This is a genomic window from Amycolatopsis sp. lyj-108 (genome assembly GCF_046549005.1).
In the GTDB taxonomy this organism is placed as follows: Bacteria; Actinomycetota; Actinomycetes; order Mycobacteriales; family Pseudonocardiaceae; genus Amycolatopsis.
The window spans coordinates 64,125-86,764 of record NZ_JAJPWQ010000017.1; the positions used below are offsets into that span (position 1 = coordinate 64,125).

At 66.7% G+C, this 22,640-nt stretch carries 19 protein-coding genes; 7 read left to right on the forward strand and 12 right to left on the reverse strand.

Annotated elements, in window-relative coordinates; all coding sequences use genetic code 11:
• Positions 1-297 precede the first annotated feature (297 nt).
• The 3 genes from ACLJO0_RS41715 (at position 298) to ACLJO0_RS41725 (ending at position 1,865) form a co-directional block, all read left to right on the forward strand.
• Positions 298-795, forward strand: coding sequence for a single-stranded DNA-binding protein (locus ACLJO0_RS41715; protein WP_410585438.1), 498 nt, complete (start codon positions 298-300; stop codon positions 793-795).
• 134 nt (positions 796-929) lie between these two features.
• Positions 930-1,301, forward strand: a complete 372-nt coding sequence (locus ACLJO0_RS41720) for a hypothetical protein (protein ID WP_410585439.1) — start codon at positions 930-932, stop codon at positions 1,299-1,301.
• A gap of 105 nt (positions 1,302-1,406) precedes the next feature.
• Positions 1,407-1,865 (forward strand): hypothetical protein, encoded by a 459-nt coding sequence (locus tag ACLJO0_RS41725; RefSeq protein WP_410585440.1) that lies wholly within the window; start codon positions 1,407-1,409, stop codon positions 1,863-1,865.
• 91 nt (positions 1,866-1,956) lie between these two features.
• Here the strand turns inward: ACLJO0_RS41725 and ACLJO0_RS41730 are convergent, their stop codons facing one another.
• The gene (locus ACLJO0_RS41730; protein WP_410585441.1) at positions 1,957-2,607 is read right to left on the reverse strand and encodes a hypothetical protein; all 651 of its coding nucleotides are present in this window, start codon (positions 2,605-2,607) and stop codon (positions 1,957-1,959) included.
• Positions 2,608-3,433: 826 nt separating this feature from the next.
• Here ACLJO0_RS41730 and ACLJO0_RS41735 point away from each other — a divergent pair.
• From ACLJO0_RS41735 to mobF, 4 genes are all read left to right on the forward strand, one after another.
• Positions 3,434-4,756 (forward strand): hypothetical protein, encoded by a 1,323-nt coding sequence (locus tag ACLJO0_RS41735; RefSeq protein ID WP_410585442.1) that lies wholly within the window; start codon positions 3,434-3,436, stop codon positions 4,754-4,756.
• Between the two features lie 59 nt (positions 4,757-4,815).
• Positions 4,816-5,025: a hypothetical protein gene (locus tag ACLJO0_RS41740; protein ID WP_410585443.1), complete on the forward strand. Its 210-nt coding sequence runs from the start codon at positions 4,816-4,818 to the stop codon at positions 5,023-5,025.
• 21 nt (positions 5,026-5,046) lie between these two features.
• A complete protein-coding gene (locus ACLJO0_RS41745) occupies positions 5,047-5,499 on the forward strand; it encodes an NADAR family protein (protein ID WP_410585444.1) in 453 nt (150 codons plus the stop codon).
• A gap of 372 nt (positions 5,500-5,871) precedes the next feature.
• Positions 5,872-10,962: a MobF family relaxase gene (gene mobF / locus ACLJO0_RS41750; RefSeq protein WP_410585445.1), complete on the forward strand. Its 5,091-nt coding sequence runs from the start codon at positions 5,872-5,874 to the stop codon at positions 10,960-10,962.
• A 132-nt stretch (positions 10,963-11,094) separates the two neighbouring features.
• Here the strand turns inward: mobF and ACLJO0_RS41755 are convergent, their stop codons facing one another.
• The 11 genes from ACLJO0_RS41755 to ACLJO0_RS41805 form a co-directional block, all read right to left on the reverse strand.
• Positions 11,095-11,493: a hypothetical protein gene (locus ACLJO0_RS41755; RefSeq protein ID WP_410585446.1), complete on the reverse strand. Its 399-nt coding sequence runs from the start codon at positions 11,491-11,493 to the stop codon at positions 11,095-11,097.
• Complete coding sequence (locus tag ACLJO0_RS41760) at positions 11,471-11,932, reverse strand: hypothetical protein (RefSeq protein ID WP_125677046.1); 462 nt, start codon at positions 11,930-11,932, stop codon at positions 11,471-11,473. The genes ACLJO0_RS41755 and ACLJO0_RS41760 overlap by 23 nt, the downstream gene beginning before the upstream one ends.
• A 19-nt stretch (positions 11,933-11,951) precedes the next feature.
• The gene (locus ACLJO0_RS41765; RefSeq protein ID WP_410585447.1) at positions 11,952-12,668 is read right to left on the reverse strand and encodes a hypothetical protein; all 717 of its coding nucleotides are present in this window, start codon (positions 12,666-12,668) and stop codon (positions 11,952-11,954) included.
• On the reverse strand, positions 12,665-14,515 hold the full coding sequence (locus tag ACLJO0_RS41770) for a type IV secretory system conjugative DNA transfer family protein (protein WP_410585502.1): 1,851 nt from the start codon (positions 14,513-14,515) through the stop codon (positions 12,665-12,667). The genes ACLJO0_RS41765 and ACLJO0_RS41770 overlap by 4 nt, the downstream gene beginning before the upstream one ends.
• Positions 14,403-15,665 carry a C40 family peptidase gene (locus ACLJO0_RS41775; RefSeq protein WP_410585448.1) on the reverse strand — a complete coding sequence of 421 codons (1,263 nt, stop codon included), beginning with the start codon at positions 15,663-15,665 and terminating at the stop codon, positions 14,403-14,405. Before ACLJO0_RS41775 ends, ACLJO0_RS41770 begins: the two co-directional genes overlap by 113 nt.
• Positions 15,665-16,423, reverse strand: a complete 759-nt coding sequence (locus tag ACLJO0_RS41780; protein WP_410585449.1) for a hypothetical protein — start codon at positions 16,421-16,423, stop codon at positions 15,665-15,667. The genes ACLJO0_RS41775 and ACLJO0_RS41780 overlap by 1 nt, the downstream gene beginning before the upstream one ends.
• An 11-nt stretch (positions 16,424-16,434) precedes the next feature.
• Positions 16,435-17,838 (reverse strand): ATP-binding protein, encoded by a 1,404-nt coding sequence (locus ACLJO0_RS41785; RefSeq protein ID WP_410585450.1) that lies wholly within the window; start codon positions 17,836-17,838, stop codon positions 16,435-16,437.
• Between the two features lie 188 nt (positions 17,839-18,026).
• Entirely contained in the window at positions 18,027-19,529 is a 1,503-nt protein-coding gene (locus tag ACLJO0_RS41790; RefSeq protein ID WP_410585451.1) for an SCO6880 family protein, read from the reverse strand.
• The gene (locus ACLJO0_RS41795) at positions 19,526-20,890 is read right to left on the reverse strand and encodes a hypothetical protein (RefSeq protein ID WP_410585452.1); all 1,365 of its coding nucleotides are present in this window, start codon (positions 20,888-20,890) and stop codon (positions 19,526-19,528) included. The genes ACLJO0_RS41790 and ACLJO0_RS41795 overlap by 4 nt, the downstream gene beginning before the upstream one ends.
• Positions 20,887-21,738: a hypothetical protein gene (locus tag ACLJO0_RS41800; RefSeq protein ID WP_410585453.1), complete on the reverse strand. Its 852-nt coding sequence runs from the start codon at positions 21,736-21,738 to the stop codon at positions 20,887-20,889. Before ACLJO0_RS41800 ends, ACLJO0_RS41795 begins: the two co-directional genes overlap by 4 nt.
• A 5-nt stretch (positions 21,739-21,743) precedes the next feature.
• Positions 21,744-22,064, reverse strand: coding sequence for a hypothetical protein (locus ACLJO0_RS41805; protein ID WP_410585454.1), 321 nt, complete (start codon positions 22,062-22,064; stop codon positions 21,744-21,746).
• Between the last annotated feature and the right edge of the window lie 576 nt (positions 22,065-22,640).

The window sequence follows — 22,640 nt, forward strand, 5'->3', positions numbered from 1 at the left end:
AACTGGGCTGGGACGCCCGATAGGCGTCCCGCCCAGCCCGCACATCGTTGGTTTGGCCTTCCCCTGGCCGTGGGTGTGTGGACCGCACAAAGTCAAGCACCCCCAGACCGGAGGCTTCGTTCCCGGAGTTCCGCCTCGATCCGCCCGGGTGAACCGGCCCCGTCGCCCGCCGTCCGCCGCCGTAAGCCGCGACCAGGCCGGTCCACGCCAGCCGGACGAGCCGGTCCGGGAACGCCCCCGGACCGGGCGCGCTAGGGCTACGCCGCGTTCCACTCACCCGACAACCAGGAGAACACCATGGCTGGCGAACCCGTCATCACCGTCACTGGAAACCTCACCTCCGACCCGGAGCTGCGCTTCACTCCCTCTGGAAAGGCGGTCGCGAACTTCACCGTCGCCTCCACCCCGCGCACCCGCAACAGTGCGACCGGTGAATGGGAAGACGGACAGGCACTGTTCCTGCGCTGCACCATCTGGCAGCAGGCGGCCGAAAACGTCGCAGAATCCCTCACCCGCGGCGCGCGCGTCGTGGTGCAGGGCAGGTTGAAGCAGCGTTCCTTCGAGACCCGCGACGGTGAGAAGCGAACCGTCGTGGAACTCGACGTCGACGAGATCGGTCCGTCCCTGCGCTACGCGACCGCGAAGGTCAACAAGGTGACGAGGACGCCGAGCGCCCAGCTCGCCAGCACGGCTTCCGCTCCCGCGACTGCGGCCGTCGATGACGCGTGGGGTCCGGCACCGGAGCAGGAACTCGTCGGCGCCGGCGCGGGCGCCGGAAGCGACGCGCCCTTCTAAGCCGGGTCAGTGTCCGGCCGGGACTTCCCCACCGGCCGGACACCAACCCACCCGGAGGCTGGTGGGCCAGCCGCCCCGGCTGGCCCACCGGCCTCGCCTCGTGTCATTCCGTTCTCACCGCCCCGGAGACCCACATGGACGACGCCAGCCTGATCCAAGCCGCCCTTCGCACCGCCATCGAATCCCCGACCGCCCTCGATGGTCGAGCCAGTGACGCGTTCGTTCGCACGATCGCCGCCCGCTTCTATTCCGGCGACAACGACGCGTCCTACGCCTTCGTGGCCACCGGTTCCATCCCGGACATTCCACGACTGCTGTGGCGCCAGCTCGAACCCGATCCCGACTTCACCCTCCCCTCGGACCGCCGGGCGCTCGGCTACCTCGCCGTGTACCTGCTGCGCCACGCTGGACGCGGCCCCGTCGACGGCTGGAATGAACTGTGGCTCCGCCCCGGCGAATATCCGGTCGAAGCACCGTCGCCCGCCCAGAGGGAGGGCTCGCCATGAGGCTCGGCCGTGCCTGACCGGTCAAGCCGACCAACGCGATCACCTCGGCGTGCACCGGCCGGAAGATCACCCTCAAGCGTGCTCAGGGTGCTTTACGCTCGAATGATGAGCACACGCTACGGGATCACGTTCTCGGGCCTGACCCTCGCCGCCGGCGCCGGAGCGTTCTGCGGCGTCGTCCCCATCGGCCACGCCGCCATGCTCGCCGCCATCTTCAGCAACCCAGCTCTGCTGGCAGCCCTGCCCGGCGCGCTCGTCCTCGGCGCGCTCGCCGGGGTCCTGGTCGCCTACGGCACCCGCAACGCGATCCGCCCGAGAATGACCCAGCGCTACCGGCGCTTCGTCATCGCCGGGTTGATCACCATGCCCGGCTTCTTCTTCATCGGCCGCATCGAGGAACTCACCAGCAGCCCCGAGCCAAGCCGGTGGGCGATCGGGCTCATCCTCTGTTGCGGTCTCGCCGGGATCGCCGTCCACTACCGCTGGCGCAAGCGGCACACCCTCGAACAGCACGCCCGCCGCGCCACCGAGAACCGCGCGCGCCAGCACACCACAGTCGCCTGACCCACAGTCAGGGGTGGTGGCCGCACCGAAAAGTGCTGACCACCGCCCCTGGCTGTGGGGGCCCTCACCGGCGGCATCCACGCACTCATCGCTAGTCCGACATCTCCTGGTGCGCGGTGTGCGCGTCAGCGCCGACGCCCTCGTCACCGACGTCAGGCACTGCCCGATCCAGTAGTTCGCTGGCCGGGGCCTTATCGTTCGCCGGCGTCCCGCCGTCTACGCCGGACGCACTGACTGGTCCGGAACTCGCCTCCGGGGCCGTGCTCGTCGGAGCCGTCGCCTCCGCTTCGTCGTCGGCGCTATCGCGCAGAAGAGCTGTGACGGTTTTGACGGGCAAGCCCAGCAGCGTCGCCGTCGCGCTGAGCGTCACCTCGGCCGCGCGGATCTGTCGCACCGAGGCGCTCATCACCTGACGCCATTCGGCGATCTCCATCTCCGCGTCCGCACGGACTTCGTCACACCGCCGGTGGTGTTCGCCGGTCTTGACCTCTTTCTGCCGGTCCAGCTCAGCGAGCTTGCGGTCCAACTGATCTTCCAGAGCGGAGATCCGGCCGTTCCGCTTGCGTTCGATGCTCTCGACCGCGGCCGCCGCTTCCGCGAACGGACCCAGCGCCTCATCGATCCGGCGTTCGTTGGCCCGCTCACGTTCCAGTTGCTCCGCGCGTCGCCGGCGCGCCGACTCCAGACGCTCCAGCGCCGCCGTGGATCGCCGCCGCCGTGGCCTCGCCGTGTTCTCGGCCATGCCGAACCTCCCCGCCGGGGAGGGCTGCGGTTATACGTCCGAGGCTACCGTCACGACCACCGGAGCGCCGACGGCGCGGAGCGGGCACGGTCGTGGCGAGTTCTGTGCGGACGCCCCCGTCACCTCGGGCGCGGGGCCGCCGCGACAGCCCCGGAGGGCTCCCACCGCATGCGGTGGTCCGCCAAGGCCGCGACGGACCCGCTGACGCTCCGCCAAAAGGCACAGTCAGCCTACGGAGCGCTCAAGCCAGGATAGCGTCGCCGCTCGCGCGGGATGAGCCGACCAACCTCCTGGTCCGGCCGGCATCCGGCCGCGCCGTCGGCAACTGACAGTGGTCCGGTTCGCCGCGGATGTCCCGTCCGCGGGTGGTGGGCGGCCCCGGCATTGTGCCGGTCGCTGCCCCGAATACAAGGGCACCCCAAGATCTTTTTTGACCGAAAAGCGTGGTCAAAAAACATCTTGAGGCCCCACCCTTGTATTCGGGTCCCCTTGCTCCCTTGGACAGGCATTAAGGGGCAGGCCGGAGGCCTGCCCCCAGGTGCGCCGGGGCCACCCACCACCCACTCAGCCCCCTCTCACCTCTACCGAAACGCGGTAAATCCGCCAGCAGGCACGCGAGCACAATTCCACCCCGAACGGGATAACGCCCCGTCAACGACATACAGATAGTCACCGAAAACCCTTCCAATATTTCACCGAAAAAGAGTACCCCCGACAATTCGTTTTGCCTTGTGACCTGCGGAAACACCTACTAATATCGATCATGCAAGGCAATTGGGACGCCAAGCCCGAGCGCCACAAAAAACACAGTTAAGGATCACTCATCATGGTTTCCACCATTCATGAAACACACCGTACGAGTGTGGAAAAAATCGTCACCGCGTTGCAGTCTCAGCCCCCGCGCGTCCGTTCCGCGCTGACCGAGCTGCAACGCATCTTCGTCAGCAGCTCCGAGCAGCCGCCCGCGATCCTCACCGCGTGCGCCGCAGCGCTCAAGACGGACGACCAGCTCACCGCAGACATTTTGGCCGGAGTGCGCACGGCACACGCCGAGTGGGACAGCTACGGCGACCTAGAGCGCAAGCTGTACAGCGCGTGCGTCTACTCGACAGAATCACGGCACGCGATCACGGCGACGGAACCGAACGACATTACCGTCATGCTCCGCGCGACCCCGCCGCGCGTCAAAGACGCCGCTACCGCATTGCGTTGGCTCAACGCCGCCACCCAAGGCGCGCACCGTGAGGCGTACATGGCGTGCTTCGTACTGCTGTCGAACCCGAGCGCGGACCACCCCGCAGTAGTCGAGGCCATCCAGACCGGCTACCGGGTGTGGCCGAAGCTTGACGAGCAAAACCGGACACTGTTCATGGCGTGCGTGTACGCCAGCAAAGCGCGCGCGGAAGTCGCGCGCGCCCGCGCCGCCAAACGGCACGCACGGATCGAAGCCGAGACGCCCGACGAGCCGCACCGGTGCGGCAACTGTGACGGCCACCTTCCCGAAGACATGAACTACTGTTCCGAGAATTGCCGACGCGACGCCGAATCGGCCGAGCGTCCCGTGCCCGAGCAGCACGCCACCTCGGCCCCAGCACGGCCGGAAGTCAAAGCGACCAAGCGGAAGCGGCAGCGTGCCGAGCAACGCGCCAAGGCAAAAACCGTAACCGGTGAACTGGAACAGCAGTACGACGAGCATTACCGCGCAATCGTGGCCGCGATCCCGAGCGCCGGGGTGGTGCGCAAGAACGAGGGCACCGTCGACCGGTACGAAGACGAGCGGCAGCGGGCACGCGACCTTGACGACAGCCGGGACGGAGTCGACGACCTCACCGGCCACCGCGTGACCGACCACGATTACGACCGCATGGCGTTGCGTCCCAGCCGGGCAACCGATCAATGCTCCGCGTGCAACCTCGAACGCCCCACCCGCGAGGCACACGCCCCCGACAGCAGCGACGACCGGTGCCAGGAATGCCAGGACCGGGACCGCGTCCCGCTCGCGGTAATTCGGTGTGAAGTCGCGATCGCCGCCCAGCGCCCGAACCCGGGCCACGCGATCATTGACACCCTGTACGGACTCGACGCGGTAGACGTCCTCCGCAGCCTCCAGGCCCGCCCGCGCACCGCGCCAGCACTCGCCGCAGCCTGACACCCGAACGGCCTGACACCCGCACGGGTGCCAGGCCCCACCCGGCAGGAGCCGAACCCGTGCGATCACTCACCGAAGTACTCGCCGACATAGACCAGCAGCTCACCGACGCCGAGCACATCCCGACCAGCGAGCCCACAGCAGTCGCCGCCTATCTCCGCGAACTACTCACCCGGCACGGCCAGTGGGCCACCGTCCGGGGAAGCGTGTCCGAAGTGGTCACCGCCGACACCATCCGGCGCGAGATCTTCCACCTCACCCAGCACTAGCCCAGCCACGACAGGGACCTAATGCACACCATCGAAGAGTTTCGCGGAAAGTACGCGTTCCTAAGCAGCTTCTACAGGCACACGATCGTGGGTGCAGGCGGTATACCCTACCGCTGGAACGAAGCCGGATACCACGCGGGAAAGACACGCAATCTCTTAGAGCGTTGCCTCATCGCAGCCGCACCAACTCCAAGCGAGGCGAAGCGACGCGGACGGCTAGTCACCTTGCGTTCCGACTGGAACGAAACCCACCGCCACGTCGTCATGCGCGCGGTACTGCGTGCCAAGTTCGCCGATCCCAACCTGTCACGTCAGCTTCTCGCGACCGGTGACGCCCACCTAGTCGAGGGGAACCGGTGGCATGACCAGTTTTGGGGTGACTGCCGGTGTGGCCGCGCCGTGTGTGCACGCCCCGGCAAGAACTTCCTAGGCCGCTACCTGATGCAGCTACGAACGGAACTCGCGAACCAGTAGGCCCACCATCACCGAAGCAAAGCGGCCCGTCAGCCACAGGCTGACGGGCCGCTTCTTTGTGTTGGTCACCAGGGTTCGCCTCGGCGCCACCGGCCTACGCTTCACTCCGGCAGGCGGCGCCGAGGCAAACCCGCCGCGCGGCCAGCGCGCGACGTCGCACGCTCACCTACCAGCCCCCGCTCACCTACCAGCCCGCCCACCTACCGCCCGCCACACTCACCCGACACCACCACCCCACCGCGCCACCGCCGACCACACCCCCACCGCCACCACCTCACCACCCACCAGGCCCCTACCGCACACAGCACGTCTTGCAGATCATCTGAACCGGGTGGGCATCCTCAAATTTCGCGCGTACGCTCGAAGGTGGTGATGGGCTTACGCAAGCTGAGCCCTGGTGGTCATGAGTACCTCACGAACTCGGTCGCGTGTTCCGATCGCGACCGGGAGCTCGAGCCCGGCGAGCTGTTGAGTGACTACTACCTCTCCCGTGGTTACCCGGCAGGCGAATGGTTCGGCGCCGGAGCAGACCGATTAGGACTGTCCGGCGAAGTCACTGCTGCGCAGATGAACGCGCTGTTCGGCGAGGGCCGGCATCCGCACGCCGATGCCATAGAGAACGAGAAGATCGCCGATGGGGCCACAGCGGAAGAGGCGCTGCGTGCGACGCGGCTGGGCCGCCGGTTCCCGCAGTACTCCGAGCTTGACCACATGCGAAGCCAGGTCGCGCAGGCCTACAAGGGCTACAACTGTGAGAACGGCCATCCCGTTGGGGCAACGATTCCCGCGGCGAAGCGCGCCGAACTACGTCACGCCGTTCAGACCGCCGCGTACACGAAGGCGCACGATGGCGCTGGCCCCGGGGATGAGAAGGAGCTTCAGAAGTGGCTCGCTGAACAGAAGCGCAGCTTGAAGAACGCGGTGTCCGGGTTCGAGATGGTGTTCGCGCCGGACAAATCGGTGTCCCTCGCGTGGGCCAACGCCAAGCCCATCGAGCGCGATCTGATCGTCAGCATCGTGCGTCAGGCGGCCCGCGACACGTTGTCCTATGTGGACCGCCATGCGGCGTTCACGCGCCGGGGCAACTTGGGCGAGGCGCAGGTGGACGTCAACGGCATCACCGCCGCGCTGTTCGAGCATTGGGATTCCCGCGCTTCGGACCCGCATCTGCACATCCATGCGCTGATCTCCTCGAAGGTACAACGCAGCGACGACGGCGAGTGGACAGCGCTGGACGGTCGCACCATCCTGGCGGCCACCGTCACCGCGAGCGAGTACTTCGACAGCCGTGTGCGTGACCTGTTCCGCGAACACGGCGCGTCCTGGACGCAGCGCGGCGCGCACGGCGTCGACATGACCCGACCGGTGTGGCAGCTCGCCGGAATCCCCGTGTCGCTGGTGAAGGCGTTCTCTCAGCGCCACAAGCAATTCGAAGCGGCGCGCGCGAAGCGGATCGTCGAGTTCACCGCAGCCCACGGCCGCGAACCGAAACCGAAAGAGATCTTCGCGATCGACCGGGCCGCGCAGTACGACAACCGCCCCGGGAAGCAGCCTCCCCGGACGCTGGCAGAACATCTGCGTGTCTGGCGCGAACACGCGATCACCATCGTCCCGCCGAGCATCCTGGACGTCCTCGGGCGGCGAGTGTTCCTCACCGGTACAAAGGAATCGTCGCCCATAGACGTCGCGAAGCTGGCCCGCGTCACCCGCCAGGTCGTCTCCGACCACTACAGCCACTTCTCGTGGTGGAACCTCGCCGCCGAGGCACACCGTCAGTCCGCGCATCTCACGGTGCCTACCGCGACGCGTGAACGACTCGTCGACGACGTGGTCGCAGCGGTGCTAGCAGAGCCGGACACGCTCGCGTTGACCGGACCTGTCGCGGTCTCGGAACCGGTGTCGTTGCGCCGCCGGGACGGTGAATCGGTCTTCGTCGAGCATCGGTCACCGCGCTACACCACCACCGCGACGCTCGCCGCCGAGGCAGACCTGGTCGCCTGGGCCCGTCGCCGCGGCGGTCACCGGCTGCGCTCTGACACCGTCGACAAGGCGATCGCGGGCCATAAGCTCAACGCCGGCCAACGGCGGATGGTGACTGAGTTCGCCCGCTCTGGCTGCCGTCTGCAGCTCGCGTTGGCTCCGGCCGGCGCAGGGAAGACCACCGCCATGAAGGTGCTCGCCACGGCCTGGCGCCGGACAGGCCACCGTGTGTACGCCTTCGGCCCGTCCGCGCGCGCCGCGCAGGAACTTGGTGCCTCGATCGGGGCTCGACCGCACACGTTGCACCAGCTGACCACGGCGCAACGCTTCGGGTTCGTCGACCGGGCGTTCCCGATCGCTGCCGGGGATCTGGTCATCATCGATGAGGCGGCTATGGCGGGGACGCACACGCTGCACGCGGTCGTCCAGTACGCGCTACGACGCGGCGCGGATGTCCGGTTGATCGGTGACGACGCACAGCTCGCCGCCGTGGAGGCGGGTGGCGCGATCCGGCTGATCGCGCACGATGTCGGGGCCGTGCGGTTCCGGGAGATCGTGCGTTTCCAAGGCGAGGACCGTCTTGACCAAGCGGCCGCGTCGCTCCAAATCCGCAACGCCAACCCGAAGGGACTCAACTACTACTTCGAGACCAACCGGGTTTTCGACGGTTCGCTGGAGACCATGCGCGACGCCGCGCACGCCAATTGGCGGGCTGACCTCGACCGTGGCGTGCAGTCGCTGTTGATCGTCCCGACGAACGAGGACACCGTCGCGCTCAACACCGAAGCGCGCGACGTCCGGCTTCAGCGCGGCGACATCGTCCGCGGTCGCGAGGTCGACCTGCACGACACCACTACCGCCGGCGTCGGGGACTGGGTCGTCACACGGCACAACCAACGCCTGCTGAGCTTGTTCGGCGGCCAGGACTTCGTGAAGAACGGTGACGTCTGGACCGTGAAATCCGTGCACCGCGATGGGCGCATCACGGTCTCCCACCGGTCTCACAAGGGGACGATCACCCTCCCCGCCGAGTACGTGAAGGCCCATGTCGAATTGGCGTACGCGGCGACCGTGAACCGCGTGCAGGGCATGACCAGCACGGGAAACGCGCACCTGCTGGTGCCTCCGACGATGACCCGAGAACAGTTCTATCCCGGCATCACTCGCGCGATGTGGCAGAACTTCATGTACGTGATCACGTTGCATCACGTGATCGATCAGCACCAGGAGACACCCGAGGCGCAAACGCCGGAAGCGGTTCTTATCGGGGTCCTGAACCATTCCGGCGCCGAGGTCTCGGCAACCGAGACACTGCGTGAGGCGCAGGACGTCGAGGTTTCGCTGGGCACGCTGGTGCTGCGCTACAACTACACTGCCACCTATCGCGACGAGGACCGCTATCGCGCGGTCCTCGCCCGGCACGCTCCGATGACCGTCGATCTGGACAGCGAAGCCGCCCTGATCCAAACGTTGCGCAACGCCCACGATCTCGGTTGGCAACCAGACCCATTGGTGCGAGAGGCGCTACGTGGCGGTCCACTGCACAAGGTCGATGACCCTGGCGCGGTTCTTCAGAAGCGCATCGCCACAAAGGTCGACCAGCAGTCGCCACCGCAACCGCTGGCGCCGGCCGAGAGCGAGGACATCACGCGGTGGCGCGTCATCATCGACACGATCGCTCCTCACGTCGCCGTCGAAGAACCTCCGTGGACGCGGGTCTGGCAGCGCGCCACCGGCGCGCTGGGCGCCGGATTCGACATCGACGCGGCACTGACACGAGTCGCGCACCAACTCGCCGGTCGTCCTTCCGGGCCGGATCCAATGCCCGATCATCTTTATGCGGACGCGGTCTTGGCCACCGAACTGGGACGCCGCGCAGAGCTCGGCGAAGCCCATCGGCCCGCTGTGCCGTGGCTGGCGCGGCCGGACTTCGCGCACGTCCGTCACGTCCCCGGACATGCCCAGTACCTCACCGAGATGAACACCGCGATCACGTCCCGCGTCGATGAACTACGTGCCGCCGCCATCCGCACACCGCCCCCATGGACTGCACAACTCGGACCGCGCCCCGACAACCCGATCACGGCGGATGAGTGGGACGAACTCGTAGGCCTGGCCGCGGGCTACCGCGAAACCTTCCGAATCACCAGTGCCGACCCCATCGAGCCACTTGGCCCCGCTCCCGACAGCCACGGTGCCCGCGCTCACGCGTGGCACGCGTTGACCTCCCGATGGGATGCCCTGGTCCAGGGAACAACCACCACCGCTCCCGGCCAGGATGCTCGCGTTGCGGACGAATCCGTCGAGGATGAGGAAGCAGCCACCGAGTTCGAGCCACTCGAGAACAGCTACGTCATCGAGACACTGGACGTCCTGGTGCGTAAGTACGACATGCACGCTCGCGACGGCGACGAGGACCGCTACCTGGACATTCTCGCCCGCCACGTCCCGGGAGCGATCAACGCAGGCGCAGAACCTGCCGCGCTCGCCGCCCTGTCCCGAGCCCAGGATCTCGGCTGGCAGGCCGAGCGTCTCGTCGGCGCCGTCGTCGACCACACCGGTTTCGGCTGGGCGGATGACCCAGCGGCCGTGCTCGCGAAGCGCGTCTCCGCTCACGTCGCCGCCCACGACCCACCCGCGCTAATCGGCGATCCGGACGACAATCAGGTCCGAGTGTGGCGGAACATCGTCACCGAGCGGCTTCCGGACGCCGACGTTGACGACGAACGGTGGGGCATCGTGTGGCGGCACGCGGCCGGCGGCGGAATCCGCAGGCTCGCTGTCGAGACGGCGCTGGCAGAAGCCGCGGAACAGGTCACTGGGACCGTCCCGCTCACCCGCAGCGTTCTCCCACGTGACGTAGGGGAAGCGCTGGTCGCCGTCCTGGCGAAGCAGTTCGATGCGGGCGAGGGTCACCATCTCCCGCTGCCCTGGCAGGCCGTGGCCGACCACGGCCACACCAGCGAACCCACCAGCCGAATCGAGCGCCTCGACGCGCTCAACGCGGAGATCACCGAACGAGTCCACCAACTCCGTGAACAGGTGCTTCGCCAGCGCCCTTCGTGGGCTGAACACATCGGTCAGCGGCCCACCGACGTAGCCGCGGCCGAGCGCTGGGATACGACCATCGGACTCGCCGCCGCCTACCGCGAGAACTTCCATGTCACCAGCAACGACCCCCACATGCCCCTGGGCTCTCAACCCGGTCATCCGGGCACCAAGGCCCAGGCCTGGAAAACCATCACCAACACATGGAGGAGCATCATGGCCATACCGCACGATCCGGAAGACCAGCAGTCCGACGCGTTGCTCGGCGTCGAGGCCGCGCGAGACACACTCGACGGCGTCGAGACAGCAGCGCTCAGCGACGCAGCCGCGGCCGACCGAGACCGCCTCGACGACGAGCGCGACCAGCACTACGACGAAGACATGGACGCGGCTCACACCGAAGCCGCGGACCTACGAAACGGCATGGGCTTCTGACAGCGCTGTAGCCTCAAGGACGCGGGCCTGGTGCGCACCCTCCCCCTCAGCGCACCGGGCCCGCGCTTCCACATCCTCCCAGCGCCCATTGTGGACACGGCAACGATGGCTAAGTCGTAATGTCCCGAGTGCTCAGGAGTAGCCGAGCCCACGGCCAAGGTCTTCGATGCCTCCGGAGTTCAGGGGATCGTCGAGATCGGCGACGATGTCCTCCTCGGAGATCGCGGCCGTGGAACGGTGCAGGTGCGCGTCGTCTTCGAAGTCTGTAACCGCGTAGCTGGTGACGTCGGCAGCGTGTTCCTGAGCTTCGTCTCCTCCGACGTTTTGGTCGAGCAGGCTGGTGTACTGGTCGACGGCGTGTTCGGCGATCGTTCTGCCGTCGTAGGTCGTGGGGCTATCGATCGCCACTTGCTGCCGAGCTACGGGGGCAGCGATGCCAGCGGAGGTCAGTGCTTCGAACTCGTCGATCGCGTTGTCGGCTTGGTACCGCACGTACCGATTGCTGTCGTCAGTACCCCATCCCGCGTCCAAGGTGTTCACCTCCGTCGACGTCGTCGTCAGTGGACTCGAAGGCCTGTGTGCGACCGTCCTTTGGCGAGGTGGTGGTCAGTGCGACTGTGATATCGATCCCCGCAAGATCTGCAGCGCGTGCGACGTGTCCGGCTTCCCTGCGCAGCTGGCCGTATGTGGAGGTGTCGGCTTCTCGTTGCGCGGCCAGCATTCGTCCGAGGTCGTCGGGAATGTCCGCGTACGGCCGGACTGCGTCAATGACGGCGCCTGGATAGGTGATCTCGCCGACCCGGGTGCCGATGTCGACCAGCATGATGTCTTCGCCGTATTCGTTGGTGCCGTTGAAGACTTGGGCGAAGTAGGTTTGCATTCCTCGGTCCCATCCGACGACGATTTCCAGGTGCGGGTTCGTGGTCGTGTCCCGCGGTGTGAGGGGGACACGGTTGTTCGGGTACGCCACGGCCTATTCCTCTCTTGTCCTATTTGTCGTTCGCCTGGTTGTGGTCGGGCTGCGGCTGCGCGGCCGGGATTGCTTGGTCTTCCGCTGCGTCGTGGGTGGGGTCACTTCCGTGCGCGGAGTAGCGATCGGGCCGTGCTGGTGCGCCGGCGTCCTTGTGGCTGCTGGCGCGGCAGTGGGCGTGTGTCCACTCGCTGGACAGGCGGGCGGCGAAGCCGGGCCGGAACGTGTGGTGCCAGTACTGCGCGTCTTTGACGTTGGCTCTGGAGCCGGTGTTCGCCGCGCGCCAGAAGTAGGCGAGTGTGGCGATCTCGGCCAGGAGTCCGGGGTGACTCAGCCAGCAGTCCGGGATGGCAACGGCGCGCGAGCCGGGGAGGCCGACGTAAGTGGTGTTGTAGTACTCGACGAAGAGGGCGATGCCGACCAACGGGTCGCGGGCACCTGAGGCGGGTTCGGTGCGGCCGGGAGGGTCGAAAGGTACCCAGGGGGCCGGCAGGTTCTTTCTCTGGTCCGGGTCGGCCTCGTCGTCCGCGACGAGTCGTTGCAGTTGTAGCGCGAGGTCTTTGGCCAGGTCGTGCTGCTGCGCGACCTCGCGTCGTAGGTCACCGATGGCGGCACGCAGGATCGCGATCTGTTGTTCGGGTGTGTCGCCTGCCGTCGGTTCCTGCCGGTTGCCTGTGCCGTCGTGATGATCGTCGGGTTGTCGCCGCGGGGGTTGGGGGATGTCCTCGTTGCTCATCGCGAGCCGCCGAGCGCGGTGGCGGCGGCACGGAGTTGTTGGGCCCGTTGGTAGGTGTAGCCGTCGGTGGTGATCTGGGCGTTGCCGGACCGGATGGCGTCGACGTCCGCGTTGAGCTGGTCCCAGTCCTGTCGGCGAGATACGTCGACGGTGCGGCCGAGGATGGGGCGGAGATTGGCGTGAATTATCAGGACGCGGCCCTTGTCGAGGGTGCGGATGGCGCCAGGCCGGTAGGTCAAGGCGTCTTCCGCGCCGGTGGCTGTGCGGCCAGCGCCGAACCAGCCGTCGCTGTGTTGCTGGTAGGTCTTGCGCCGGTGGTGTCCCGCGAGGGTGGAGAGCCATTCGAGCGTCTTGTCGTCTTTGATGCTGTCGAAAACGGTCAGTGTGAGGGTGTTATCGATCAGCTGCCGTCGGCCGTGTTCGCCGTAGAGTTCGTCGAGCTGGGAGCGTGACTGTGCCGACCAGTGGATGAGTACGCCGCGTCCGGAGGTGTCGGCGATCAGACCGGGTAGCCGCGGTACGGGTGTTCCGTCGAAGAGTTCGTCGAAGATCATGGTGGCGGCCGGTTCGAGTCGTCGGCGTTCCTGCTCGAGCGCGAGGTCCTGGGCAGTGGTGACGACCTGCTCCCCGAGCGCGGTCAGCACTGGCCGGGCTTGCGGTGCTTGGTGTTCGCCCGCGATGACGAACATGGACCCTTTGCGCAGAAGGAAGTCCTGGATGTCGAGTTCCTCGCCGGGCGGTGGTGTGGCAAAGTCTCGGATCGCGGGGTTCATGAAGGGTTCCAGGGCGCGGCGCACCGACATCCAGACCGCGTCGGAGGTCTCGGCGACCATGCCGATCTCCGAGGCGAGGTTGTAGGCGAAGTTCGGATATCGGGCGCTGAGCAGCTCGACCGGTTCTTGGTCGGCGGGTTTAGTGATCGCCCAGCTGACGAGATCGGTCACAGTCCGCTGATGGTCCGCGGCGGCGAGCAGGTAAGCCTGAAGGACGATCGAAGCACGGCCGCGGAAGACTTTGTCGTTGCCGCCGGTCTCGCGGAGGCCGAGCGAGGACGCTTCGATGAGGGTTTCGGCGCGGCGCAACGCGACGGACGGGTCGTGGCAGCCGGTGATCGGTGACCAGCGCACCCGGGCGGGCCAGTGGACAGTGCCGGTGGCATCACACAGCAGGACCGGTCCGGCGTCGGGCCGCCGTGTGCGCGCAAGCATCGCCCACTCGGCGAGATCTGGCTTCGTCGTGGAGGCGTACAGGGCACCGGGCGCAGCCAGCACCTTATGGATGAGGTCGGTGCGGCTCTTCCCGGAACGGGTCGGCGCGATCACCCCTGTCGGGTTCTCCAGGGAGGTCACGAGCAGTTGGTGATTCGGTCCCCGGTGTAGCGGGACGGCGACTTCCGTGAGGCCGGCGGCCTTGCGTTCCTGCTTGGTGAGGTCACCACGGGTCCAGGCGGCTGTGACGCGGGCACGGCGCGGCGACAAGGTCTTGCGCATGTCCCGGCGGGTGGCGTGTCCGGGTTTCACCAGCCGCCAGCGCCGTCGCCCGACGATGGCGAGCGCGACGACGGCTGTTGCGATCAGTGCCACAAGGACAGCGGTGATCGCCCAGAACACGGTGGCGTTGTCGTCGAGGGCCGATGCCCACGGCTCGCGCAGGTGCGCGCCGGGGCTGGCGGGGGCCACGATGATGCGCCCCGCGTTCGGTAGCCAAGCCGGGAAGGGCGGCCAGGACCAGCCGCTACCGGTGACACCGCATGTCACGGCCGCGGCAGTGTTGATCGCGGCCACGAGGGCGAGGATCAGTATGAGCGCGGCGATGATCAGGCCCATGAGGGCTGCGTCGCGGTCCATGCCGCTGACGCGGGCCGGGTTGTTGCCCATCTGGCGGTCTCCCTCCCGAGTTCGGGGAGGGCGTGCTGGGGTCTGCGACGCGGCGGATCATCACGATCTTTCCGCTCCATGCGGACAGCGGTTCGAGGATCACACCGGTGCTGGAGTCGTAGGCGTTGACGATCAGGCCGTGCCCCGCGTACATGCCGACATGGCGCGGATTAGCTGGTGTTCCAAGGGATCCGGGAATGAAGAGCAGGTCGCCGGGCATGAGCTGGTTCAGGCCGGGCACCGCGTGTCCGGCATGGACTTGGCTGACAGTTCCGGCAGGAATCCCTACGCCTGCGGCGGCCCATGCGGCGAGCATGAGCCCGGAACAGTCGAATCCGTTCGGGCCTTTTCCGCCCCATACATAGGGCTTCCCCAGTTGCGCGAGGGCGTAGGTGACCGCTGCGCGTTGTCGAGGGTCGGCTGGGTATTGGTAACCGGCGGGCAGTTTGGTGCGGTCTACCTCGTTCGGGCTGATCGGGATATCCGAGCCGCCGTCGTCGACGCAACCCGCGGGCAGGTCCGCGGTCTCGGTAGGTCGCCGGACAGGCGCCGCCGGCGGTGCTGTGTCGTTCCATACCGCGTTGGTGATTCGTGCTGCCTCGGATTCGCGCGGCGCGTATCGATCCGGGAAGCCGGAGCGCTGGACCCGCTGCTGCGCTTGTCCGGGCGGCAGGGTGTCCCAGCCGGGGATGGCGACCAGCCGGTCGAGGAACGCGTTCGTGGCGTAGACCGGGTTGAGGATCTGCGCCGGTGTGCCCCAGCCCTGGGAGGGACGCTGCTGGTAGACGCCGAGAGAATCGCGGTCTCCATAGTCCAGGTTGGCCAGTTTGGATTCCACGAGTCCGGTCGAGATGGCCAGGACCGCTGCTCTGCGAGGCAGGCCTCGTTGCCGGACAACAGTGACGATCGTGCGGGCAATATCCAGTTGTTCAGCGGACGGTGCGGGAGTGGGGTCTTTGACGATCCTGCCGATTCCGGTTTCCGGCGGCTCGCAAATCGGTCCGGGGCCACCGCCGGCGGCGATGAACACGAGGCCGAGTGTCGCGATCGGTGCCACGATTTGCACCACCACGGCGAGGAAGACGACGGCGCCCCATCCTGCGCGCTTCTCGTGGCTCATCAGTAGCCCATTCCGGTACCGAAGCTGAGATCATCGTCGGGTGGCTCTTCCCGCAGCGCAATGTCACGCTCCATCAGATCGTTTTCATCTACAGCTTCGTGTTGCCTCTGCAGATCGCGGGGATCAAGAACTGGGGTGTATCGGACATGGGCAAGAGTCTTTGCTAGCGCTTCAGGGGTCGACACGCCATACTTCTGGCCGTCGGCGATGACTGGGCTCAGCAACTGCTCTTCGCCGTGGCGCGAATCCGGCCATCCCCACGGGATCGTAAGCTCGTGTCCGCCTCTGGTGTATGTCTCCGAATGCCCGCCGTTGATCAGACTGACTTCGCTCATGACCCAGCCGTGCTCAGCCAGGATGGGATTCACCTGTTCATGCGACAGTTGCGTGGCGAATCCTCCCGGTCGATAAAGCTCGTTCATCTTGTCGTTGTAACGTTGTTCGTTCTTATAGACCCGGGAGTCTTCACGCAGGTCAGTCATCGTTGCGTTAGGAAGCCTTCGCCCGACGTCGAGGAGGTGATCGAGTTCAGCGGGCACGTCCGCGTATGCGCTGACTGCTTCCACTACCACCAGAGGGTCAGAGATCTCCTTGAATATGGTTCCAATTCTCAGAGCGAAGTTTTCGCGTCCAGTTGCGTCGACGCCGTTACACACGTGCGCATAGTAGGTCTCGAGCGCCTGGTCCCATCCGACGTGAACCTCTCTGGCTGCATGCAGGTTCGGAAGGGGCTGTAGCCGAATCCGTGCGTCACCCATCAGCCCGCTCCTTACACCTCAAGAGATTGACTGTCACGGGCGACGATTCGTTCGTCATCCTCTTCACCGCCGTCGGACTTCTGGGCGGACACGGACCGAATACTTCGGTGGGTGCTTCGCAGTTGGACGTTGGTGTCGAAGTGGCGTCGTTCGACGGCACTGAGCACGGTCTGCACTTTGCGTCCGGTCTGGTTTTCCGTCTTCCACAGGGCGCGTCCGCGGCGGTGGTTGGCCCATCCTGATACCGCTTGTTGTTCTTTCTCCGCCAGCGAGAGCGCGTCGCCGAGCTCGGACGCGACTCTGGTTGTCTGTCCGAAAAGGACTCTCGTACTAAACAGGCTGAGCATGTCGCGGGCGATCGACGCTGCCTGCGATCCGGCGTCGCCGACGGTCAGGAAATCTGCGGGTTTATGAACGAGCGCGACCTGGATGATCTTGTGCTTGCGTGAGAGGCGCAGTTCGCTGTCGAAGGACATCAGCGCGCGGACTCCGAGCCGCATTTGGCGCCACACTTCGTCGCGGACGACGATGCGGATCTCGCCATCGTCTTGGAGGTCGGTGGCGATGGCAGACCATGACCCGAGGCACGTCAGGGCGACTGCGACTGCCTTGTCCCCGCGGCTGTCCAGCCGGGACAGGTCCATCGATTGCGCAGGGGCGTCCCAGTCGAGTTCCACATTGGTCGGCGCGTCGAACATGCCGGCGAGCGGCCCGGAAACCAGGTTGTTCAGCGCGTCGGTGATGGGGCGCAGGTGGTCGAGGAACTGGCGCCGGTCGGCGAACCTGCTCTCCTGCCAGAGTTCGTCGGGCGGATCGGCAAGGGCGCGATGTACGTCAGGGATGGCGATCGGGCGAAGCCGGGTGTTGGCGTCCGCTGCGCCAACGGCGCGGTGCAGAACGGCGGAAAGGACCGCTTCGTCCGTCACAGTGGCGGCATACCCTTGGGCTTCGGCGAGCGCGGTGAGCAGTTGTACCCACCGGCCGAGTACCCAGGTGAGTTCATTGCGTTGCCGCCGCGCGGTCCAGGTGTCCCAGCGCGCCGTGAGCGGGCCGAGGTCGAGGGCATTCACGCGGGCCGGACTGCCGGGGCCGAGCACGATCGGTGTCGCTCCCAGCGCCTTCAGGACTGGTGTGTACTCGCCCTTGACGTCACCGCTGATTAGGGTCTTCACGCCGAACGGCATCATGCGCGTCGTGAAGGCGACGACGGTGGAGCTTTTCCCGGTTCCCGGCTCGCCGAACACGACAACGTTCGGATTCGTGCAGGCACCAGTGAGCACGGCCTCGACGGGATGAACGTAGAAAGCTCCCCCGGCAGTGACGTCATAGCCGATCCTCGCCCCGACCGCTGGCATCGGACTGGACGCCAGGAGCGGGAAGACGCCACCGACTTCGTGCGTGCTGGCCTGATACACCGCGAGAGGCGGTGGCACTGGTGACCACCCGTTCCCGGGGCGGCGACGGCCACGGCGAGGCGCGATCGCCCGGTTGACCGGCTCACGACGTCGAGTTCGCGGCTGCTCGGGTTTTCTCACTGCTGGCGGTGCGCCGAAGGTGGACAGCAGGTCTCGCACGGACCGTTCGGCGGCTGCGTGGTCGCGGGTCACCATCCACCTCCACGCAGCCGGGGAAGGCCGATGCCGAGCGGAAGCACGGTGGCGACGAACGCGGCATCCTGTGCGAGTTCCATGCGCAGCAACCGGAATCTCCCGGCGATGGCGCTTTCCAGTCGGGCCGCGTGGTCTTCGACCGGCCAGGTCGAAGGCACTGTGACCGCGGTCGCGACCGCGAATCTGACCATGCCGTGACCGGCCGCGATCGCGTCCTCCTGAATGCTGGCGCGTCGGGCTTCGTGGCGGTCCTCGGCACTGGCGGCGAACCCTTTGGTCGCCTTCCAGTCCCGTATGACGCGGGTCCGGAACCGGGTGCCACGGACGGCCCGGTGCGCACGATTGGCCGGCATGATCTCGTAGTGCACGGCGAGGCTGCGCCGTTCGCCCGGTGTCTTCACCGCCAGAAGAGAGCTGAGGGAACCGAACACCGTGCCGCGGTGTGGCATCAGCACCGCATACGACACGGTGGAGAAGCCATCATGGTGGTAGGCCCGCGCTGACGGTGCCGGAGCATGAGTCGGACCGGCTGCCGCCCACGGAAGCGTGGTGGACGCGGGCTTTCCCTGGTTATGACTCGCGTTCAGGATGGCCGCCGTCGCTGGGTTGAACCCGGTGCGGATCGATTCGGCCAGGTGTCCACCCGACAGCCAGCGAACACTGTGGGCGCCGAGGGCACGGAACCGTTCGTCGAGGCTGTCCAGGACGCGGTAGAGCACGATGGCGCGGCCGTTGGCGCCACCTCCGGCGGCGATGGCTGGGCGCCGGAGGGTGTCTTCCCGTCCGCTAATCGTCACGAAGATCTCGTGGCGGACCGAGGGCAGGCCGATGGTGCGGTCGAGTTCCCTGGTTGTCTCGGCTGCCAGCGGTGGCGCCGGGGCGATTTCGTTGCGGGCCCGCCATGCACGATAGTCGGCGCCGTCATCGGGAACAGTCCGCACCAGAAGTGACATCCGGTCGATGACCTCACGCTGCCCAAGGGCTTCGAGCAAGTTCCCCAGTCGCGCCGCGAGCAGCTCGCATTCGTTGTCTGACAGCATTCCCACACCGGAGTGGGACAGGCGCGCGGTCGCACCCCAGCGACCTTCGCCAGTGTCGTGGATCAGGCAGATCCGTCCCTGGTCACGCAGCGGTGGCCCGTCAGGGAATCGCACCCTGGCCAGCGCGCCGGGCAAGTCGGGCTCGTCGGGGTCGACTTGCCCGGTGGCGGCTCGGGTTTGCCAGCGCGTCCAGCCGAAGGCGGCGCCGACCTGGAATAGCAGCAGATGAGCCAGCCAGCGCGCGGCGGTCCGTCCGCGGACAGGCACAGCAACCAGCGCCGCCAGCGGGCAGCTGACGCACGCGATCACTAACGCCTTGGTGATGTCACCTGCGGAAAGGGTGATCACCACCGGCACGGCGAGCGCGACGCACGTCAGCGCCTGCGCCGGCGTCAGCCCGAGGATCCAGCCGTCGTGCTCACGTCGTGAGAGCCCTCGATACACGCGGCTGCTCATTCGAGCACCTTCCCCGCGTTCGGATCGCCGCCCTCGTCGTCGCTGTCGTCCTCAACCGCGGCCTCGACGGCGGACGCGGCAGCTGCCTCCGGGAGCACCCCAGCCGCCGCGTCTGCGGCGTCAGACTCCGAGGATTCGTCTCCGGCCGCTGACACGTCTCCGGTTTCGGGGGCCTCGCCAACGTCGCGGACCGAATCAGGCGGCGGCGAGTCGCTGTCCCCCGTGGCGATCGCACCTTCCTCAGGTCCACTTCGGTCGCCATCTCTGTCCCCCGCCTCAGCGGTGGAGTCACTGGGTTCATCGTCAGGAGCGGCCGGTTCGGCGTCGTCCGTGGCCGAGTCAAAACGGTCAGTGTTCGCCACCTCGGAATCATCCGGGGTGCCGGTTTCCTCGTCGTTGTCAGAACCACCGAACAGCTTGTTCTTGGCCGCGTTGAACGCCGACGTTCCCGCTTTTCCTCCCGGGCTGTCGGAGCCGTAGGAGTCCATCCCGGCATCGGAGAACGCTCCACGAACGGCCGCCCCCGCTTCCGTATTGGGATCGATGAACGCGAACAGCTTGAACAACACGAGAGGAACCCAGACGGACATCCAGAGGATGGCGACCCCGGCGAGCAGACCTGAAAGTCCCTTCGCCTCACCGGTCGCACCGATGCCGATCACCAGTACGACGGCGATTCCCGGCTTGATAAAGATGATCGCCAGTACCCATCGCATGCCGCGCCAGAACCAGACTGCGGTCGTGTTCAAGATGAGGCCGGCTGCGATGATCGGCACAGTCGCCGTCAACAGATAGATGGCCGCTTCGCGGAAGACCATCTCCATGGCGAAACCCAGTACTGCGGGAACGAGACCGAAAATCGCGGTCAGCCCGAGCACGACAGCCTTCACCGAGTCGGTGCCGGCGTCGACCAGCCCCATTACCTTCAGGGCGTCGCTGAAGTTTCCGACGTGCAGGACGTTCAGAATCCCGGTCGTGGCTCCGTCCGCGGCGGCGAGGAAGCCGGCGATCGCCCCGACCGTGACCGCGAGAGCGGCACCGTACTGGAAGGGCCCGGACATGACGCGGGTGAACCCGCGACCTCCACGCAGGACCGAGACGGTGATCTGCCAGAAGAACAGCCCGAGCGCGACGACGCCGCCGAGCCACAGCATCATCGGCCACAACGTTCCGACAGGTCCGTCCGTTGTCGATACCGTGAACGTCGAGAGCCAGTCGACCAGGGTGAATGCCTCGCGCAGCAGCCACAGCGCCGAGATCCAGATACCCTGCATCGCTACTTCGAAGACGCTGGATGCCAGCCCACCGACCAGATCGCCGGCAGTCCGTCCCAGCCAGACGAAGATGTCCTCCGGTGTCATCGCGGAATACCTCCCAGGCTGCGATACCCGGCCTGCACGGATTCGGCGCTCCCCGGCCACGCACTCGCTGCCATCGCAGCCTGGTTTCCCGTGCTGATCCGCCACGCGCCCCCGGTCCAGCGCATCGCCTGGCAGTCACCGACCCCCATGGACGTCGACTGTCCTTTGTAGTCAAAGGTGAGGACGCCGAGTACGCAGACCACGGCGTAACGTCCTTGGTCCGTGGTGCCCTTGACTTGACCGTGGGTCACGTCGTAGGTGACCGTCAAGCCTGGCTTTGGCTCCCCGGAAGCGATTCCGGCACGCATGCGGAAGGTAGACAGCAAGGTGTGCAGTCCCGTGCGGTCGACCTCAGGCGCGCCGGGTAGGGCGATCTCGGTGTAGGCCCGGTCGTAGACAGCCGGATCTCCTCCTCGCAGGCCCGTTTCATCGGCTGCTTTCAGCTGAGCAAGGGCGCCTTCGGGTGTTCCCGGGAACCCGCCGGGGATCCACACGCCAGCGGTATGGCTCGGTTCCGGGATCTTCAGCTCCGGCCCGGCCTGTGGAGTCAGCGCGTGGGGTTGCGCGGCCTCGGCCGGCAGGCGAAGCATCGGGCGCAGAGCGAGTTTCTTCTGTGCTGCAACGTCCCAGCCGGGTTCCGGGGTCGGCTCTGGCTCGAGTGTCGTGACCTTCCCGGGCGCAGCCGGGTTGCTAGGTCCTGTTCCTCCTGGCGGCGGCGTGGTCGTTGTTCGGGAATTCGCGATGACCAGTGCCGCAGCGAGGCCAACTGCAAACAATGTGGTGAGTACGAGGGCGAGAATCGTCATCCGGGCGCGGACGAGGCGACGATCGGTGTCGGGAGTGAACATGCCGCTCACCCCTTGGAGAATCCGTCGATCAGCGAGTAGCCGATCCCGTACAAGATGGCTCCGCCGATGGCGCAGAGCATCATGACCAAGCCGACCTTGCCCGCGCGGTGGTGATCGACCCAGCGGCCACCAGCCCAGACGGTGAGGCCGATGAAGAACGCCGCCATCAAGGCGATACCCGCGGCCCACTTGACGTTGTTGAGGAGGCCGAGGATCGCTTTGGCGCCCGGCGGCTCTACTGGGACAGGGTTCGGCAGAGGTGACGGGCTAGGCGATGGAGGGGCCGGTTGCTGGGTCAGCCACTCCACGATGGTGTGGGCGATCATGAGTGCGCCCTCCCTTTTCACGGGCCTGGTCCTTCGGACCGGGCGTACGGAGCCGGGAGGGCTTGTCGATGGGTACGAGTTCGAGTCGCCGTAGCATCGGGAGCACGGCCGAGCGAATACGGGACGGTGTGACGTCGGCGGTAACACCGTGAGCGGCCAGCTCGGGATCGGGCCGCAGGAAGATGGCGCTGTCGAGCAGCTTTTGTACGCGGATTCCGGCGGTGGCCGTGACGGTGGCGGGCCATCGTCGGGCTCCAACCACCACGAGTTGCACCGGTAGCGTTATGGCATCGACGCGGGTCCAGGTTTCGAACCTCGCGAGAATCTGTTCGGCGTGGGCCAGCGATGGCGTGCTCGGCCGGACGGCGAGAATCGGTATCGGGGCAGGATTCCCGCCGCGTAGCCACGCTCCTGCCCCGAGGAGCGGGTGGGCGCCGACGCGCCACGGGTCGTGTCCGATGTCGACAACCGTGACATCGATCTTGCGTGGACCTGGGCGCCAGAATGCCGGCGGGGGCAGCATTCCCGGCGCCAGGACCGGGAGCGTTGTTTCCGCGCGGGCCAGCAGAGCCTGGG

Coding starts and splice junctions, on each gene's coding strand:
- ACLJO0_RS41715 (WP_410585438.1), top strand. CDS start 298: ATGGCTGGCGAACCCGTCATCACCGTCACTGGAAACCTCACCTCCGAC.
- ACLJO0_RS41720 (WP_410585439.1), top strand. CDS start 930: ATGGACGACGCCAGCCTGATCCAAGCCGCCCTTCGCACCGCCATCGAA.
- ACLJO0_RS41725 (WP_410585440.1), top strand. CDS start 1,407: ATGAGCACACGCTACGGGATCACGTTCTCGGGCCTGACCCTCGCCGCC.
- ACLJO0_RS41730 (WP_410585441.1), bottom strand. CDS start 2,607: ATGGCCGAGAACACGGCGAGGCCACGGCGGCGGCGATCCACGGCGGCG.
- ACLJO0_RS41735 (WP_410585442.1), top strand. CDS start 3,434: ATGGTTTCCACCATTCATGAAACACACCGTACGAGTGTGGAAAAAATC.
- ACLJO0_RS41745 (WP_410585444.1), top strand. CDS start 5,047: ATGCACACCATCGAAGAGTTTCGCGGAAAGTACGCGTTCCTAAGCAGC.
- mobF (WP_410585445.1), top strand. CDS start 5,872: ATGGGCTTACGCAAGCTGAGCCCTGGTGGTCATGAGTACCTCACGAAC.
- ACLJO0_RS41765 (WP_410585447.1), bottom strand. CDS start 12,668: ATGAGCAACGAGGACATCCCCCAACCCCCGCGGCGACAACCCGACGAT.
- ACLJO0_RS41770 (WP_410585502.1), bottom strand. CDS start 14,515: ATGGACCGCGACGCAGCCCTCATGGGCCTGATCATCGCCGCGCTCATA.
- ACLJO0_RS41775 (WP_410585448.1), bottom strand. CDS start 15,665: ATGAGCCACGAGAAGCGCGCAGGATGGGGCGCCGTCGTCTTCCTCGCC.
- ACLJO0_RS41780 (WP_410585449.1), bottom strand. CDS start 16,423: ATGGGTGACGCACGGATTCGGCTACAGCCCCTTCCGAACCTGCATGCA.
- ACLJO0_RS41790 (WP_410585451.1), bottom strand. CDS start 19,529: ATGAGCAGCCGCGTGTATCGAGGGCTCTCACGACGTGAGCACGACGGC.
- ACLJO0_RS41795 (WP_410585452.1), bottom strand. CDS start 20,890: ATGACACCGGAGGACATCTTCGTCTGGCTGGGACGGACTGCCGGCGAT.
- ACLJO0_RS41800 (WP_410585453.1), bottom strand. CDS start 21,738: ATGTTCACTCCCGACACCGATCGTCGCCTCGTCCGCGCCCGGATGACG.
- ACLJO0_RS41805 (WP_410585454.1), bottom strand. CDS start 22,064: ATGATCGCCCACACCATCGTGGAGTGGCTGACCCAGCAACCGGCCCCT.